Annotated in this window: 11 protein-coding genes; 4 read left to right on the top strand and 7 right to left on the bottom strand. The window is 71.0% G+C overall.

The genetic code is table 11. The features are described 5' to 3' along the window. Window positions 1-7 precede the first annotated feature (7 nt). A complete protein-coding gene (locus ACFWPS_RS27665; RefSeq protein ID WP_383709168.1) occupies window positions 8-1,663 on the bottom strand; it encodes a fibronectin type III domain-containing protein in 1,656 nt (551 codons plus the stop codon). A 293-nt stretch (window positions 1,664-1,956) separates the two neighbouring features. Between ACFWPS_RS27665 and ACFWPS_RS27660 the strand changes: the two genes are divergently transcribed. After that, window positions 1,957-3,066, top strand: a complete 1,110-nt coding sequence (locus tag ACFWPS_RS27660; RefSeq protein WP_383709166.1) for a sugar ABC transporter substrate-binding protein — start codon at window positions 1,957-1,959, stop codon at window positions 3,064-3,066. A 278-nt stretch (window positions 3,067-3,344) separates the two neighbouring features. Here the strand turns inward: ACFWPS_RS27660 and ACFWPS_RS27655 are convergent, their stop codons facing one another. The 3 genes from ACFWPS_RS27655 to ACFWPS_RS27645 are packed head-to-tail and all read right to left on the bottom strand — an operon-like array spanning window position 3,345 to window position 6,665. Beyond that, window positions 3,345-4,187 (bottom strand): transglutaminase N-terminal domain-containing protein, encoded by an 843-nt coding sequence (locus ACFWPS_RS27655; RefSeq protein ID WP_383709164.1) that lies wholly within the window; start codon window positions 4,185-4,187, stop codon window positions 3,345-3,347. Window position 4,188: 1 nt separating this feature from the next. Next, window positions 4,189-5,121 (bottom strand): alpha-E domain-containing protein, encoded by a 933-nt coding sequence (locus ACFWPS_RS27650; protein WP_383709162.1) that lies wholly within the window; start codon window positions 5,119-5,121, stop codon window positions 4,189-4,191. After that, the gene (locus ACFWPS_RS27645) at window positions 5,118-6,665 is read right to left on the bottom strand and encodes a circularly permuted type 2 ATP-grasp protein (RefSeq protein ID WP_383709160.1); all 1,548 of its coding nucleotides are present in this window, start codon (window positions 6,663-6,665) and stop codon (window positions 5,118-5,120) included. Before ACFWPS_RS27645 ends, ACFWPS_RS27650 begins: the two co-directional genes overlap by 4 nt. Before the next feature lie 393 nt (window positions 6,666-7,058). On the opposite strand from ACFWPS_RS27645, the gene ACFWPS_RS27640 reads away from it, so the two are divergent. Continuing rightward, on the top strand, window positions 7,059-8,111 hold the full coding sequence (locus ACFWPS_RS27640; RefSeq protein WP_383709157.1) for a LuxR C-terminal-related transcriptional regulator: 1,053 nt from the start codon (window positions 7,059-7,061) through the stop codon (window positions 8,109-8,111). Here the strand turns inward: ACFWPS_RS27640 and ACFWPS_RS27635 are convergent. Together ACFWPS_RS27635 and ACFWPS_RS27630 are read right to left on the bottom strand one after the other, a co-directional pair. Further along, window positions 8,074-9,063 (bottom strand): LuxR C-terminal-related transcriptional regulator, encoded by a 990-nt coding sequence (locus ACFWPS_RS27635; RefSeq protein WP_383709155.1) that lies wholly within the window; start codon window positions 9,061-9,063, stop codon window positions 8,074-8,076. The genes ACFWPS_RS27640 and ACFWPS_RS27635 overlap by 38 nt on opposite strands. After that, window positions 9,060-10,088, bottom strand: a complete 1,029-nt coding sequence (locus ACFWPS_RS27630; RefSeq protein WP_383709152.1) for a helix-turn-helix transcriptional regulator — start codon at window positions 10,086-10,088, stop codon at window positions 9,060-9,062. The genes ACFWPS_RS27635 and ACFWPS_RS27630 overlap by 4 nt, the downstream gene beginning before the upstream one ends. A gap of 333 nt (window positions 10,089-10,421) precedes the next feature. On the opposite strand from ACFWPS_RS27630, the gene ACFWPS_RS27625 reads away from it, so the two are divergent. Next, window positions 10,422-10,718: a (2Fe-2S)-binding protein gene (locus ACFWPS_RS27625; RefSeq protein ID WP_167449907.1), complete on the top strand. Its 297-nt coding sequence runs from the start codon at window positions 10,422-10,424 to the stop codon at window positions 10,716-10,718. 215 nt (window positions 10,719-10,933) lie between these two features. On the opposite strand, the gene ACFWPS_RS27620 is transcribed toward ACFWPS_RS27625, so the two are convergent. After that, window positions 10,934-11,347, bottom strand: a complete 414-nt coding sequence (locus tag ACFWPS_RS27620; protein ID WP_383709149.1) for a pyridoxamine 5'-phosphate oxidase family protein — start codon at window positions 11,345-11,347, stop codon at window positions 10,934-10,936. A 113-nt stretch (window positions 11,348-11,460) separates the two neighbouring features. Here ACFWPS_RS27620 and clpB point away from each other — a divergent pair, with 113 nt between their 5' ends. Then, complete coding sequence (gene clpB / locus ACFWPS_RS27615) at window positions 11,461-14,073, top strand: ATP-dependent chaperone ClpB (RefSeq protein WP_383709146.1); 2,613 nt, start codon at window positions 11,461-11,463, stop codon at window positions 14,071-14,073. Window positions 14,074-14,125: the final 52 nt, after the last annotated feature.

The raw sequence follows: 14,125 nt of genomic DNA, 5'->3' as shown, positions 1-14,125 counted from the left end.
GCGCGTGTCACCGGCCGACGAAGAACTCCAGCGACGAGCTCTGTCCGCTCTGCCGCCCGTAGGCGTCCACGGCGTACACGGTCGCCGTGCAGGGGCCGTTGTAGGGCGGCTTCCAGGAGATGTCGCCGGTGGCGGACAGCTGGACGCCGCTGTCCCCGCAGGCTCCGGAGATCTCCCAGGAGTACCCCTGGAGCACCCGGTTCTCGTCACCCGCGCCGGGTGCCGCCGTCACCTCGACGGGGGACCGGGCCGGAACTCCGGTGGTGACCAGGGTCAGCTTCGGGGCGGCCGGCCCGGTCGCGGTGGCCGGGGTGAGCCGCTCGACGGTCAGCTCTGCCGAGGGAGCCGACTCGGCGCCGTCTCCGTCCACGGCGGCGACGTAGTAGTACGACTTCCCCCGGGGGGCCGAGGTGTCCTCGTACGACGCGGTGGTGGTGCTCCCCACCGGTGTCCAGCCGCCGTTGTGGACGGTCCGCCGGTAGACGCGGTAGCCGGTGACGGCCGGGTCCTCGGACGCGGTCCAGCCGAGCACGGTGGCGGCGTCGGCGGGGGTGCCCGTCAGCCCGGCCGGGGCGGTCACGGCGGCCGCGGCCGGGCGGGCGGCCGTGACCCCCGCCGAGACCGGGGAGACGTTCCCGGCGGTGTCGACGGCCTGCACGGTGTACGTGTAGGGCGTGCCGGCCTCCGCGGTGGCGTCGGTGTGGTCCGGGGAGAGCAGGAACTCGGGCCCGTCCGGGTCGGGCTCGCCGCCCCGCGAGGCCCACAGCTCGTAGTGGTCCAGGTCCTTCGCCGAAGAGCCCTGCCAGGTCACCACGTTGCCCGCGGTGCTCGCGCGCACGGCCACCCCGGTCACCCGCTCCGGAGCGGTGCGGTCGGCGGTGGTGACGCCCTGGTCGGCCGAGCCCGCCGAGACGTTCCCCGCCTTGTCGTAGGCGCGGACCTCGTAGTAGTAGGTCTTCCCGTCCGCGGGCAGCGAGCTGTCGGTGTACGACGTGGCGCCGGTCGTCGCCAGGGGCGTACCGCCGAACGCGGCGCCCGCCGGGCGGCGGTAGACGCGGTAGCCGGCGAGGTCCATCTCCTTGTTCCCCGACCAGGTCAGCCGGGCCCTGCCGGTGGCGGAGTCGTAGGACACCGCGGTTCCGCCGGGAGCGAGGGGCCCGACCTTGTCGGCACTCGCGGAAGTACGGGGCGAGTAGGCGAACTTCACCTTGGCGGCGCCGGTCCAGTTGACGTAGTCGATCCGCAGGGTGTGCCTGCCCTTGGCGAGGGTCACGTCGACGGTCCTGCTCACCGCCTTGGTGGTGTCCTTCCACAGGTCGACCTTGCGGACGCCGTCGACGTACACCCGGATCCCGTCGAGGCCGGAGGCGGTCAGGGCGAAGGGCCCGCCGGAGCCGAAGTCACGGGTCACGGTCCAGCGGACGCCGAACCTGTCCTTCGGCAGCCCCGACGCCGGCGCTCCGCTCCAGTTCTCGTCGATCGCGGAGTCGCAGCCGGTCTTCTCCGGTGTGCCCTTGAACGTGGTGTTCGCGAACAACTGCCGCTTGTAGACCGGGGAGGTGCAGGACGTGGCCGCCGAGGCGGTCGCGGTGGCGCCGCCGAGCAGGGTGCCGGCGGTGCTGAGCGCCACGGCGGCGGCCGCGGCGGTTCTGGCTGGCTTCATTCGATCCTCTGGTCGTATCCGTACGGCAGGGCAGGCTGCCGACGATCACGACTCGTGAGGAAACGACTTGGTTGTACTGATCTTTGCCTGCGCATGAACTCCCTTTGGATGGAGGGTCCGTAAAGAGAGTTTGGAGGGGGTTCCGCTCCGCCTTCACAGGTGCAGCGGAGCGTGGTGTTGCGCACTCGTTAAGTAGTTCCGCTTGACGCCGGGTGTGGCGTACGCGTTGGCTTTTCAGACATCTGGGTCGCAAAGCAGCCCACGTCCGGAACGCACCTGAAGTGAGCCCCCGTATGCGTCGTATAGCCATGTTTGTGGCCGCGTCCACGATGACCCTTTCGCTTGCCGGCTGCGGCGTGCTCAACGCGACAGGATCGTCTACGTCCGCGACCCCGACGAAGGGCAACGACATCACGGTGGGTGTGCTGATGCCGGACAAGATCAACACCCGGTACACCAACTTCGACTACCCGATCATGAAGTCGAAGATCGCCGAGCTCACCAACAAGCAGGGCCGGGTCGACTACCAGAACGCCGCGTCGACCGCCTCCACGCAGGCGAAGCAGATGCAGAAGATGATCGACGACAAGGTCGACGTGATCATCCTGGACTCGGTCGACTCGCACGCCATCGCCGGCACGGTGAAGAAGGCCAAGGCCGCGGGCATCCCGGTCATCGCCTACGACCGCCTCGCCGAGGGCCCCATCGACGCCTACGTCTCCTTCGACAACGAGCTGGTGGGCGAGGTCCAGGCCCGTACGCTCCTGGAGGGCCTCGGCAGCAACGTCGACACCTCCGACAAGGTCATCATGATCAACGGGTCGCCGACCGACCCCAACGCCAAGCAGTTCAAGACGGGCGCCATGTCCGAGCTGAACGGCAAGGTGACGACCGCGGGCCTCTCGTACGACACCAAGGACTGGGACCCGACGATCGCCCAGCAGGAGGTCACCAAGGCGGTCAACTCGATCGGCAAGGACAACATCGCCGCCGTCTACTCGGCGAACGACGCGATGGCGGGCGGTGTCGTCAAGGCCCTCAAGGCGGCCGGCGTCACCACCATGCCGCCGATCACCGGCCAGGACGCGGACCTCGACGCCATCCAGCGGATCCTCACCGGCGAGCAGTACATGACGGTCTACAAGCCCTACCCGTCCGAGGCCGAGGCCGCCGCCGAGATGGCCGTCTACAAGGTGCAGGGCAAGGACATCCAGTTCGACGCCCTCACCCAGGACACCGTCGACAGCCCGACCAACAAGAACATCCCGTCCCAGCTGGTCCAGGTCAACGCCGTGACCAAGAGCAAGATCAAGGACACCGTCGTCGCGGACGGCATCTACAAGATCTCGCAGATCTGCACGGCCGCCTACAAGACCGCTTGCGCGGAGGCGGGCCTCAAGTAAGCCCCTGCCGACGGCCCCGTTCCCCACGCAGGGAACGGGGCCGCTGTGGGCGCGCCGGGCGGGGTGTCACTTACCGGCGCTGGCAGGGTGCCTCCCCCAGCCTTCGGCCGGGGGGACCCCCATCGCCCACCCGTGCCGCCCCAGCGGCACGACTGCCCGCGGCCAGATGAAAGACACGGCGGGGCAGCGCGCCCCAAAGGGGCGCTGGGGGTACCCCCGGCCGAAGGCTGGGGGAGGAACTGCGCGACCAGCCCCCACCGGGCCCGCACCCGACCCGACTACGCCACCCTCGTGAACTCCACAGTCACCTCCGGAGCCCCTCCCGGCACCCCCCGGTAGATCCCCTTGTGCGGCGTGACGTCGTCGTAGTCCCGGCCCCGGCCCACCACCACGTGGTCCTCCCCGGCCCGCACCCGGTTCGTCGGGTCGTACCCGCACCAGTCGCCGGCCCAGTACTCGATCCACGCGTGGCTCTGCCCGGCGACGGGCCGGTTCAGCTCGGCCTCCCGCTCCGGGTGCAGGTACCCGGAGACGTACCGGGCGGGCAGCCCCAGCCCTCGCAGCAGGGCGATCGTGAGGTGGGTGATGTCCTGGCAGACGCCCGCCCGCTGCTCCCACGCCTCCGCGGGGGAGGTGTTCACGCCGGTCGTCCCCGGCAGGTAGGCCACCCGGTCGGCGACCATTTCGGAGACGGCCACCGCGGCCTCGTGCGGGCCCAGCCCCGCGGCGGCGGCCCGCGCCTTCTTCACCAGCTTCTTCGGCACCGACGTACGCGAGGTCGGGCCCGCGAACTCCAGCAGCCGCGACCCGGCGGCCCGTTCGGCCAGCTCCGCCCAGTCCGGCGCGGCCGGCAGCGGCCCCGGCGCCGAGGTCTCCACCAGGCTCGACGCGGTGATCGTCAGATCCTCGTGGGGGTCGATCAGATCGAACCCGGTGACCTGGGTGCCCCAGTAGTCCCAGTACGACCAGACGGCGGTGGCCGGCTGCACGGTGACCCGCGCGTCCAGGGTGGTCTGCCCCGGCAGGGTCAGCGGGGTCATCCGCACCTCGTTGTGCGAGGAGGTGGCGGGCTGGGCGTAGGGGACCCGGGTGGTGTGCCGGATACGGAGGCGACGAGCCATCTCAGGCTCCTTCCTGGGCCCACTCGACGGGCCCCTGGTACGGGAAGAACCGCTCGGCCACCGCGTCGGCGGACGCCATGCAGGCCTGCTGGAGGTCGCGCAGCAGGCCGGGCAGCTGCTCCTCCAGGGAGGCGGTGTCCAGGTATTCGAGGCGGGTGCGGGCCCGGCCGACGGGGGAGCGGGCGGGGTCCTGGCGGGGCCGGCCGAGCGCGGCCAGGCACTCCTCGGCCGTGGTCAGCGCATGCAGCGCCGAGCGCGGGAAGTCCCGGTCCAGGAGCAGGTATTCGGCCACTCTCGGGGTGTCGCCGAACCCGCTGTGCACCCGTGCGTACGCCTCGTCGGCGCCGCTCGCGCTGAGCAGCGTCGGCCAGTCCGGCGCGTGCGCCGCGTCCAGCACGCGCACCGAGAGCAGCCGTACGGTCATGTCCACCCGCTCCAGGCTCCGCCCGAGGACGACGAACCGCCAGCTGTCGTCCCGGCTCATGGTGGAGTCGGCGAGGCCGAAGAAGAGCGCGGCCCGGCTGCGGACCAGCTCCAGGTAGGCGTAGGGGCCGGTGCGGCGGGCCGCGCGGCGCCGGTCGCCGAGCGCGTGCCAGGTGGAGTTGAGGCACTCCCACATCTCGGAGGAGACGGCCTCGCGGGCGCTGCGCGCGTTCAGCCGGGCGGCGCCCAGGGCGCCCTCGATGGAGCACGTGGAGCGGGCGTCGAAGGCGAGCTGGTCCAGGACCAGCTGCATGTCGACCCGCTCCGCACCGGCGTCGACGCCGAGGATCGCATACAGCGACCGGCAGGCGGCGTCCTCGTCGCGCCAGGGGTCCTCCAGCATCCGGTGCAGGTAGGCGTCGAGGATCCGGCCGGTGGCGTCCGCCCGTTCGACGTACCGTCCGGTCCAGGTCAGCGACTCGGCGATACGGGAGAGGATCACGTCGTTCACTGCTGCTGCGCTCCTTCCGGTACGACGGCACGGGTCCCGTCCGGGCCGAGGCGGCGCGGGGCGACGGCGGGGATCGGGCCCGCGTCGACCGGCTCGGGGCGTTCGGCGGGGCCCTCGGCGAGTACCCAGGTGTCCTTGGAGCCGCCGCCCTGGCTGGAGTTGACGATCAGGTTGCCCTCCTGGAGGGCGACCCGGGTGAGGCCGCCGGGCAGTACCCAGATGTCGTCGCCGTCGTTCACGGCGAACGGTCTGAGGTCAATGTGGCGCGGGGCCATGCGTTCACCCGAGAGGGTGGGGGAGGTGGAGAGGGCGACCGGGCGCTGCGCGATGAAGCCGCGCGGGTCGGCGGCGACGGCTTTGCGAGTGCGTTCCAGGGTCGCCTTGTCGGCCTTCGGGCCGATGACGATGCCCTGCCCGCCCGCGCCGTCGACGGGCTTCACCACCAGCTGGTCCAGCTGGTCGAGGACCGCCTCCAACTGGCCTGGTTCATCGGGCCGGTAGGACTCCACGTTGGGGAGAATCGGTTCCTCGCCGAGGTAGTAGCGGATCAGGTCCGGGACGTAGGTGTAGAGGAGTTTGTCGTCGGCGATGCCGTTGCCGACGGCGTTCGCGAGTGTGACGCTCCCCGCGGTGGCGGCGCTCAGGATGCCGGGGCAGCCGATCACCGAGTCGGGGCGGAAGTGCAGCGGATCGAGGAAGTCGTCGTCGAGGCGCCGGTACACGACGTGCACGGGCACCTCGCCGCGGGTCGTCCGCATCCACACCCGGTTGCTGCGGCACACCAGGTCGTGCCCCTCGACCAGCTGCACGCCCATCAGCCGGGCGAGCAGGGCGTGTTCGAAGTAGGCCGCGTTGCTGGGCCCGGGGGTGAGGACGACCACCCGGGGATCGCTCGCCGCCCCGCCGGGCGCCGCCGCCCGCAGCGCCGCCAGCAGCCGCTGCGGGTACCCGTCGACCGGCAGGACGTGCTGCTCGGCGAAGAGCGAGGGGAAGATCCGGGTCATCGCCCTGCGGTTCTCGATGACGTACGACACCCCGCTCGGCACCCGCACGTTGTCCTCGAGGACCCGGAAGGCGCCGGCCTCGTCCCGGACCAGGTCGATTCCGGCCACATGGATGCGCACCCCGCCGGGCGGCTCCACCGCATGCGCCGCCCGGTGGAAGTGCGGCGAGCCGAGGAGCAGCCGCCAGGGCACCACCCCGTCCTCGAAGGCCCGGGCGTGTCCGTAGGCGTCGGCCAGATAGGCCTCCAGGGCCCGGACCCGCTGGGCCACGCCTCTTCGTATGAGATCCCATTCCAGGGCGTCGAGGATCCTCGGCACCAGGTCCAGCGGCCAGGGCCGCTCCTCGCCCGCGAAGGCGTAGGTCACCCCCCGGTCGGTGAAGGCCCGGGCCATCTGGTCGGCCCGGAACCGCAGTTCACTCGGTTCGATCGGCTGGAGTGCCGCCAGTACCGGCTCATAGGCGGTCCTGACCTCACCCGGCCGCACAAACATCTCGTCCCACGCGTCGGCCAACGCGTACGCGTCAAATATGTCCGCCATGTAGGGACGTTAGAGCGGGCACGTAACACGGCGATCACTGGCGGATTTCGGGGATCCGCCGGTCCGCCGCGTCACGCGCCCGCGAGCGACCCTCCCTGCAACGCACCTCCCCCGTTGGTGCGTTGCACGGGGCCCCGGCCCGATCGGGGGAGGATGGCCCGGGGCCCCGCCGGGTGTACGTCGGCACCCGTGGGAAGCGGCTTCCACCTTGCCCCGCACACCCCCCTGCCACCACCGTCATCTTGTTGCAACGCGGCGTGCGGAGGCGGTGTGAAATCCGGCCGTATCCGGGTATTACGACGCCCCGGGCAGGCGAAGCCGTGTTGCGGACCCGGTCCGGACCGCTCATAGTTGCGCTGCGGAAGAGGCAGCAAACCGGGGGTGGAATGGGCGATGGCCGGGCACGGGACGGAGGAGCATCCACACGGTGCCGACCGGCTGTGCGCCGCCGGGGACCGCGTGTACTCCCGGGCCGTGCGCCGGGGCCGGGTGCCGCGCACGGACGCCGACGCGGTGCCCTGCCTGCTGGAGCTGGCGCTGCTGCACCCCGACCCCGATGACATGGACTGGCTGGTGCCGACCGCCCCGCAGGAGGTCATGACCCGGCTGCTGCGCGGGGTGTACGACGAGGTGACGGACAGCCAGCGGCGGATGGGGTCGGCGGTCGCGGCCTTCGAGTGGTACGCCGGTCTGGGACGGCATCTGCAGGCCGTGTCGGCGTCCGCGGAGGGCACGGCGGCCATCCGGGTGCTCGACGGGCTGTCACGGATCCAGGCGGCCATGGACGAGGCCACGGAGGCCTGCACACAGGAGGTGCTGACCGTGCAGCCGGGCGGTATCCGGCGCGAGTCGGAGCTGACCGAGGGGCTGCACCGGGCCGTCGCCCTGCGCGGGCGCGGCGTGCGGATGCGCGACCTGTACACGCATGTCGCCCGGCACGGCCAGGGCCTGCTCAACTACCTGGAGCTGATGGGCGACGCGGTCGAGGCCCGCACGCTCGACGAGGTCATCGACCGCCTCATCCTCTTCGACCGCACGGTGGCGTTCATCCCCGCGAACGCGGACCGCACGATGGCCCTGGAGCTGCGCCACCCCGCCCTCGTCGAGTACCTCCTCACGGTCTTCGAACGCCTCTGGCGGCTGGCGATCCCGCTCACCGCCCCGCTCCCCGACACCGGCATCGAGGGCATCTCGCACCGGGAGCAGTCCATCGCGGCGCTGCTCGCCGAGGGCCACCAGGACGCGGTGATCGCGGAACGCCTCGGCATCAGCGTCCGCACCTGCCGGGCCCACATCGCCCGCCTCTCGGAGACGCTGGGCGCGGCCAGCCGTACCCAACTGGGCGTGCGGATAGCGCAGGTGGGCCTGGACCGCCCGCCGGGCGGCACCGGCGCGGCACCGGCCGCGGTCAGTCTTCCTGATCAAGGATCCCCGAGCGTCCGATGAGGTAGCCGAGTTGGGCGCGGCTCTCGCTGCCGAGGGTGGTGGCGAGCTTGGCGATGTGGACGCGGGCGGTGCGGATGTTCATGCCGAGGCGTTCGGCGATGACGGCGTCGGTGTGGCCCTCGACGAGGAGGGCGGCGATGGCCTGCTGGCGGGGTGTGATGCCGTTGACGGTGGGGCGGTGTTCGAGGGTGGGGTAGAGGGGGGTGGCCAGTCGCCAGAGGCGGTCGAAGGCGGTGACGAAGTACGTGATCAGTGCGGGATGGCGGACTTCGAGGGCGAGGCTGCCGTCGCCGTCGGCGGGGAGGAAGGCGACGGTGTGGTCGATGACGAACAGCCGGTCGGGCACCTCGTCGAGGCCGCGGGCCACGTTGTCGCCCGTCATGGCCGCGGCGTAGGTGTATATCGCCTGCACATGGAACAGGGTGTGCTGGTAGAGCGTGCGGAACCGGCCGCCGCGGTCGAGGAACGCCTTGTCGCGGTCGTAGGCGGCGGATTCCGCCTGGTTGCCGCGCGCGCCGACCATACCGGCGTGCGGCTGGATGCAGAGGACCTCGTCCTGCGCCTGGGCCATGGCCTCGTCGATGGCCTGGTTGATCCGGCGGGTGCCGCTGAGCAGCCGCAGGGTCGGGGAGTCCGGCACCGTGCCGGGTTCCGGCGCGATGCGCAGCAGCGGTGCGAAGAGCTCCGCCAGGCGCTCCTGCCGCCGCCACTCGCCGGTGATGCGGCCGCGGGCGCCGCGCACCAGCCGGTTCAGGGCGACGGCGGGGGCCAGGGGCTCCAGCCGGGCGAGGTCGTCCGGTACCGGGTGCAGCAGGCCGAGGCCGACGAGGCAGGGCACCTCCTCGGCGTCCCGGACGGAGACGTGCCCGTGGCCGAGTGCGCGCTCGTAGAGTTCCGCCCCCGCGACGCACAGATCCTCGGCGCCGTGCTCGGTGTGCGGGGCCGACGTCACCGGAAGCCGCCCTCCCCGGGGATCTTCTGGTCCAGGATCCCGGACTGGGCGATCAGATAGCCGAGCTGTGCACGGCTGCCGCTGCCGAGCGCCTGGGCCAGCTTGGCGATGTGGGCCCGGCAGGTGCGGACGTTCATGCCGAGGCGGCGCGCGATGGCCTCGTCGACGTGCCCTTCTACCAGCAGCTTGGCGATCGAGTGCTGGATGTCGGTGATGCCGTCGGGAGCGGTTTCGTAGGGGGCGCCGGCGCTCAGCGGGACCGCCCGGTTCCACATGAACTCGAACACCTTGACCAGGTAGCGGACCAGGCCCGGATGGCGTAGTTCCAGGGCGACCTGCTGGTCGTCCCGGATGGGGATGAAGGCGACCGTCTCGTCACAGATGATCAGGCGCTCCACCAGCTCGTCTATGGAGCGGTACTCGACCTTGCCGTCGGCGAGGTGGGCCGCGTAGGCCAGCTTCTCCTGGCTGTACCGGGCGGTGTGCTGGTACAGGGTCCGGATCCGCACGCCCCGCTCTATGAGCGGTTTGTCGCGTTCCAGCCCGCGCAGGGCGCTGCGTTCGGGCATCCGGTCGCTCGGCTGGACGGTGAGCATCTCCGTATGGCACTGGGCGGTGGCCAGGTTGAGCGCGTTGTTGATGCGCTCACCGCCTTCCAGCACCGTGATCGAGCCGCCGCCCGACTCCTGACCGCCGATGGACATGAAGGGCTCGAAGACGCCTGCGATGTCGGTGGCCAGCTGGCGGCGCTCGGTGATCTCGCGCTCGATGGGGTTCAGACGCTGGGCCAGGGCGATGGCCGGCGGAACCGGGCGCAGCCAGTTCGGATCGTCGGGATCCGGATGCAGCAGGGCGGAGTCCATCAGGCAGGGAGCCGGTTCCACGTCCGTCCGGGCGATCCGCCCGGAACGGAGAGCGGCCGCATACAGACGACTGCCCTCCTCGCACAGCTGGTTCGAGGCGTGGGGATGTGTCGCATTCGAGTGACTTGTTACCAAAACTCCACCCCCCAGGGTCCTGAACATGCAGGAACATGATGCACCGATTGTGTGGCCACGACGTGCCCGAATGAGCCATCGTCGTACGTGACGGGGGAAAAGGGGACCTTCAAGTGAGGACGAAGCCGAAGATGCGTAACAAACTGCTTCGCTCGCTGCTTGTCGCCGCCTTCTCCGCCGTCGCAGCTCTCGGGGTGCTCAGTGGCTTTTCGGCCGCCGGGGGGAGTGAGGTTCGTGCGAACAGCAGCTGGCCGTCGGTTGCCGCGGACTCCGAGACTGCCGGCACTACTGATTCCGTGACCGATGGAGCCGGGAGCTGAAGTGACCACCCCACCCGACGACCGATCCTTCCGCCGTGAAATGGCCACCGCGTACCGATCCGGCTGGCACTTCATCGACCTGGTCACCGCCATCCCCCACAGTGGTGACTCGTTGATGGTGACCGTCTTCGGTGAGCCGGTCGTCGTCACGCGGGACGAGGACGAGGACGTACGGGCGTACCGGTGCCTGCGCAAGCCCCGGGGTGCGCCGCAGCCCGTGCGGTGTGCGATCCGGTACGGAATGATCTTTGTGAACCTGGACCAACGGGACCACCGGCTGGCTGAGCCGGACGTCCCGGACGTGAGGACCATCTCGGCCACCCCCCGCAGTGCCTGACGCGATTCCCCCGTCGTAAAAGATCGCTCAGGTGCTTCCCCCGGCAGCGGCGTCACCGTGACCTGAACACGGTGACGCCGCTGCAGTTTTGGGGGGACATTTCGCCGTATCGACTGGTTTCGGCCATACCCCATGGTGGCCGAAACCAGCCGCCGGAACGGGGCGGTCACCCCGGCCCCGCACCCGCCCTCGCCCGCGCCCCTCACTCCTGTTCGTCACCCCCGCCCCATGGCCCGCTCCAGCGTGATCTCGATCACCACCCGGGACGGGTTCTCCCCGGGTGTCCTCCCGTATCGCTCGGCGTACCGCCGCTCCGCCTCCGCGACCCTCGCCGGCTCGGTCCGGACGTGCGCCCGCCCCTCCAGCGTCGCCCACCGCCGCCCCGCCACCTGGCACACCGCCACCCGTGCCCCGTCCGGCCCCGCGGCCAGCACATGGGACACCTTCGCGCTCGCCTTGTTCGTGATCACCCGGGCCAGCCCCGCCTCCGGGTCGTAGGTCACCCCCACGGGGACGACGTGCGGGCTGCCGTCGGGGCGCGGGGTCGTGAGGGTGCACAGGTGGTGCTCCTGCCAGAAGCGCAGGTACGCCTCGTCCGGTGCGGCGGGGTTCACGCGGTATGTACTCATGGTCCGGAAGGTAGTCCCCGGAAGGGCTCCCGATCGCACCTTGAGTGGAATAGACTCAACTTTGTGTACGTTGGCTGAGTCAGCCGTACGACGCCGAGGAGGAGAACGCGAACGTGGACGCCGAGCTGACCAACAGGAGCCGGGACGCGATCAACGCGGCCAGCAGCCGGGCCGTGACCGAGGGGCACGCGGACCTGACGCCCGCCCACCTGCTGCTGGCTCTGCTGGCAGGGCAGGACAACGAGAACATCACCGACCTGCTCGCGGCCGTCGACGCCGACCAGGCCGCCGTACGCCAGGGCGCCGAACGCGTGCTGGCCGCGCTGCCCAGCGTGACCGGTTCCACGGTCGCGCCCCCGCAGCCCAACCGCGAACTGCTCGCGGTCCTCGCCGACGCCGACGAGCGGGCCGGCGAACTCGGCGACGACTACCTCTCCACCGAACACCTGCTCATCGGCATCGCCGCCAAGGGCGGCGCGGCCGGCGAGGTCCTTGACCGGCAGGGTGCCACCGCGAAGAAGCTGGTGGAGGCCTTCCGCAAGGCGCGCGGCGGGCGCCGGGTGACCACCGCCGACCCCGAGGGCCAGTACAAGGCGCTGGAGAAGTTCGGGACGGACTTCACGGCGGCCGCGCGGGACGGGAAGCTCGACCCCGTCATCGGCCGCGACCAGGAGATCCGGCGGGTCGTGCAGGTGCTCAGCCGCCGGACCAAGAACAACCCCGTCCTCATCGGTGAACCCGGCGTCGGCAAGACCGCCGTGGTGGAGGGGCTCGCCCAGCGGATCGTGAAGGGCGACGTCCCCGAGTCGCTGAAGGACAAGCGGCTGGTCTCGCTGGACCTGGGGGCGATGGTCGCCGGGGCCAAGTACCGGGGCGAGTTCGAGGAGCGGCTGAAGACCGTCCTCGCCGAGATCAAGGACTCCGACGGGCAGATCATCACCTTCATCGACGAGCTGCACACCGTGGTCGGGGCCGGTGCCGGCGGCGACTCCGCCATGGACGCCGGCAACATGCTGAAGCCGATGCTGGCCCGCGGCGAACTGCGCATGGTCGGCGCGACCACCCTGGACGAGTACCGGGAGCGGATCGAGAAGGACCCGGCCCTTGAGCGCCGCTTCCAGCAGGTGCTGGTGGCGGAGCCGACCGTCGAGGACACCATCGCCATCCTCCGCGGCCTGAAGGGCCGTTACGAGGCCCACCACAAGGTCCAGATCGCCGACAGCGCGCTGGTCGCCGCCGCGGCCCTCTCCGACCGCTACATCACCTCCCGCTTCCTCCCCGACAAGGCCATCGACCTCGTCGACGAGGCCGCCTCCCGGCTCCGCATGGAGATCGACTCCTCGCCCGTCGAGATCGACGAACTCCAGCGCTCCGTCGACCGGTTGAAGATGGAGGAGCTGGCGCTGGAGAAGGAGACCGACCCGGCCTCCCGGGAGCGCCTGGAGAAGCTGCGCCGCGACCTCGCCGACAAGGAGGAGGAGCTGCGCGGTCTCAACGCCCGCTGGGAGCGCGAGAAGCAGTCCCTGAACCGGGTCGGCGAGCTGAAGGAGAAGCTCGACGAACTGCGCGGCACCGCCGAACGCGCCCAGCGCGACGGCGACTTCGACACCGCCTCCAAGCTGCTGTACGGCGAGATCCCGCAGCTGGAGAAGGAACTGGAGGCCGCGTCGGAGGCCGAGGAGGAGACGGCCAAGGACACCATGGTCAAGGACGAGGTCGGCTCCGACGACATCGCCGACGTCGTGGCGGCCTGGACCGGGATCCCGGCCGGGCGCCTGCTGGAGGGCGAGACCCAGAAGCTGCTCCGCATGGAGGACGAGCTGGGCCGCCGCCTCATCGGCCAGACCGAGGCCGTACGCGCGGTCTCCGACGCCGTCCGCCGCTCCCGCGCCGGCATCGCCGACCCGGACCGCCCCACCGGTTCCTTCCTCTTCCTCGGCCCGACCGGTGTCGGCAAGACCGAACTCGCCAAGGCCCTCGCCGACTTCCTCTTCGACGACGAGCGGGCGATGGTCCGCATCGACATGTCGGAGTACAGCGAGAAGCACAGCGTGGCCCGGCTGGTCGGCGCCCCGCCCGGATACGTCGGCTACGAGGAGGGCGGCCAGCTGACCGAGGCGGTCCGCCGCAAGCCGTACACGGTCGTGCTCCTCGACGAGGTGGAGAAGGCCCACCCCGAGGTCTTCGACATCCTCCTCCAGGTACTGGACGACGGCCGCCTCACCGACGGCCAGGGCCGCACGGTCGACTTCCGCAACACCATCCTGGTGCTGACGTCGAACCTGGGCAGCCAGTACCTGGTCGACCCGGTCCTCGGCGAGGAGGAGAAGAAGCGGCAGGTCCTGGAGACGGTCCGGGTGTCCTTCAAGCCGGAGTTCCTGAACCGGCTGGACGACCTGGTGGTCTTCTCCGCCCTGGCCAAGGACGAACTGGCCCGGATCGCCCGGCTCCAGATCGACCGGCTGGCCAAGCGCCTCGCCGACCGCCGGCTCGCCCTGGAGATCACTCCGGAGGCGCTGGCGTGGCTGGCCGAGGAGGGCAACGACCCGGCCTACGGCGCCCGTCCGCTGCGCCGCCTGGTGCAGACCGCCATCGGCGACCGGCTGGCGAAGGAGATCCTGGCCGGCGAGGTCAAGGACGGCGACACGATCCGGGTGGACGCGTTCGGGGAGGGGCTGATCGTGGGGCCGGTGACGGCCGAGGAGAAGCCCGCCAAGACGCTCTGACGTCCTCGCGCGGCAGTCGGGCCGGGGGGGGGGCGGGCCAGGGGGGGGGTGC

This window comes from Streptomyces sp. NPDC058457 (genome assembly GCF_042720695.1).
GTDB lineage: Bacteria > Actinomycetota > Actinomycetes > Streptomycetales > Streptomycetaceae > Streptomyces.
Note: the sequence above shows the minus strand (reverse complement) of the source record. Positions and strands in the feature narration are given on the sequence as shown.

Coding starts and splice junctions, on each gene's coding strand:
- ACFWPS_RS27655 (WP_383709164.1), bottom strand. CDS start 4,187: ATGGCTCGTCGCCTCCGTATCCGGCACACCACCCGGGTCCCCTACGCC.
- ACFWPS_RS27630 (WP_383709152.1), bottom strand. CDS start 10,088: ATGTTCAGGACCCTGGGGGGTGGAGTTTTGGTAACAAGTCACTCGAAT.
- ACFWPS_RS27645 (WP_383709160.1), bottom strand. CDS start 6,665: ATGGCGGACATATTTGACGCGTACGCGTTGGCCGACGCGTGGGACGAG.
- ACFWPS_RS27660 (WP_383709166.1), top strand. CDS start 1,957: ATGCGTCGTATAGCCATGTTTGTGGCCGCGTCCACGATGACCCTTTCG.
- ACFWPS_RS27620 (WP_383709149.1), bottom strand. CDS start 11,347: ATGAGTACATACCGCGTGAACCCCGCCGCACCGGACGAGGCGTACCTG.
- ACFWPS_RS27665 (WP_383709168.1), bottom strand. CDS start 1,663: ATGAAGCCAGCCAGAACCGCCGCGGCCGCCGCCGTGGCGCTCAGCACC.
- ACFWPS_RS27625 (WP_167449907.1), top strand. CDS start 10,422: ATGGCCACCGCGTACCGATCCGGCTGGCACTTCATCGACCTGGTCACC.
- ACFWPS_RS27640 (WP_383709157.1), top strand. CDS start 7,059: ATGGCCGGGCACGGGACGGAGGAGCATCCACACGGTGCCGACCGGCTG.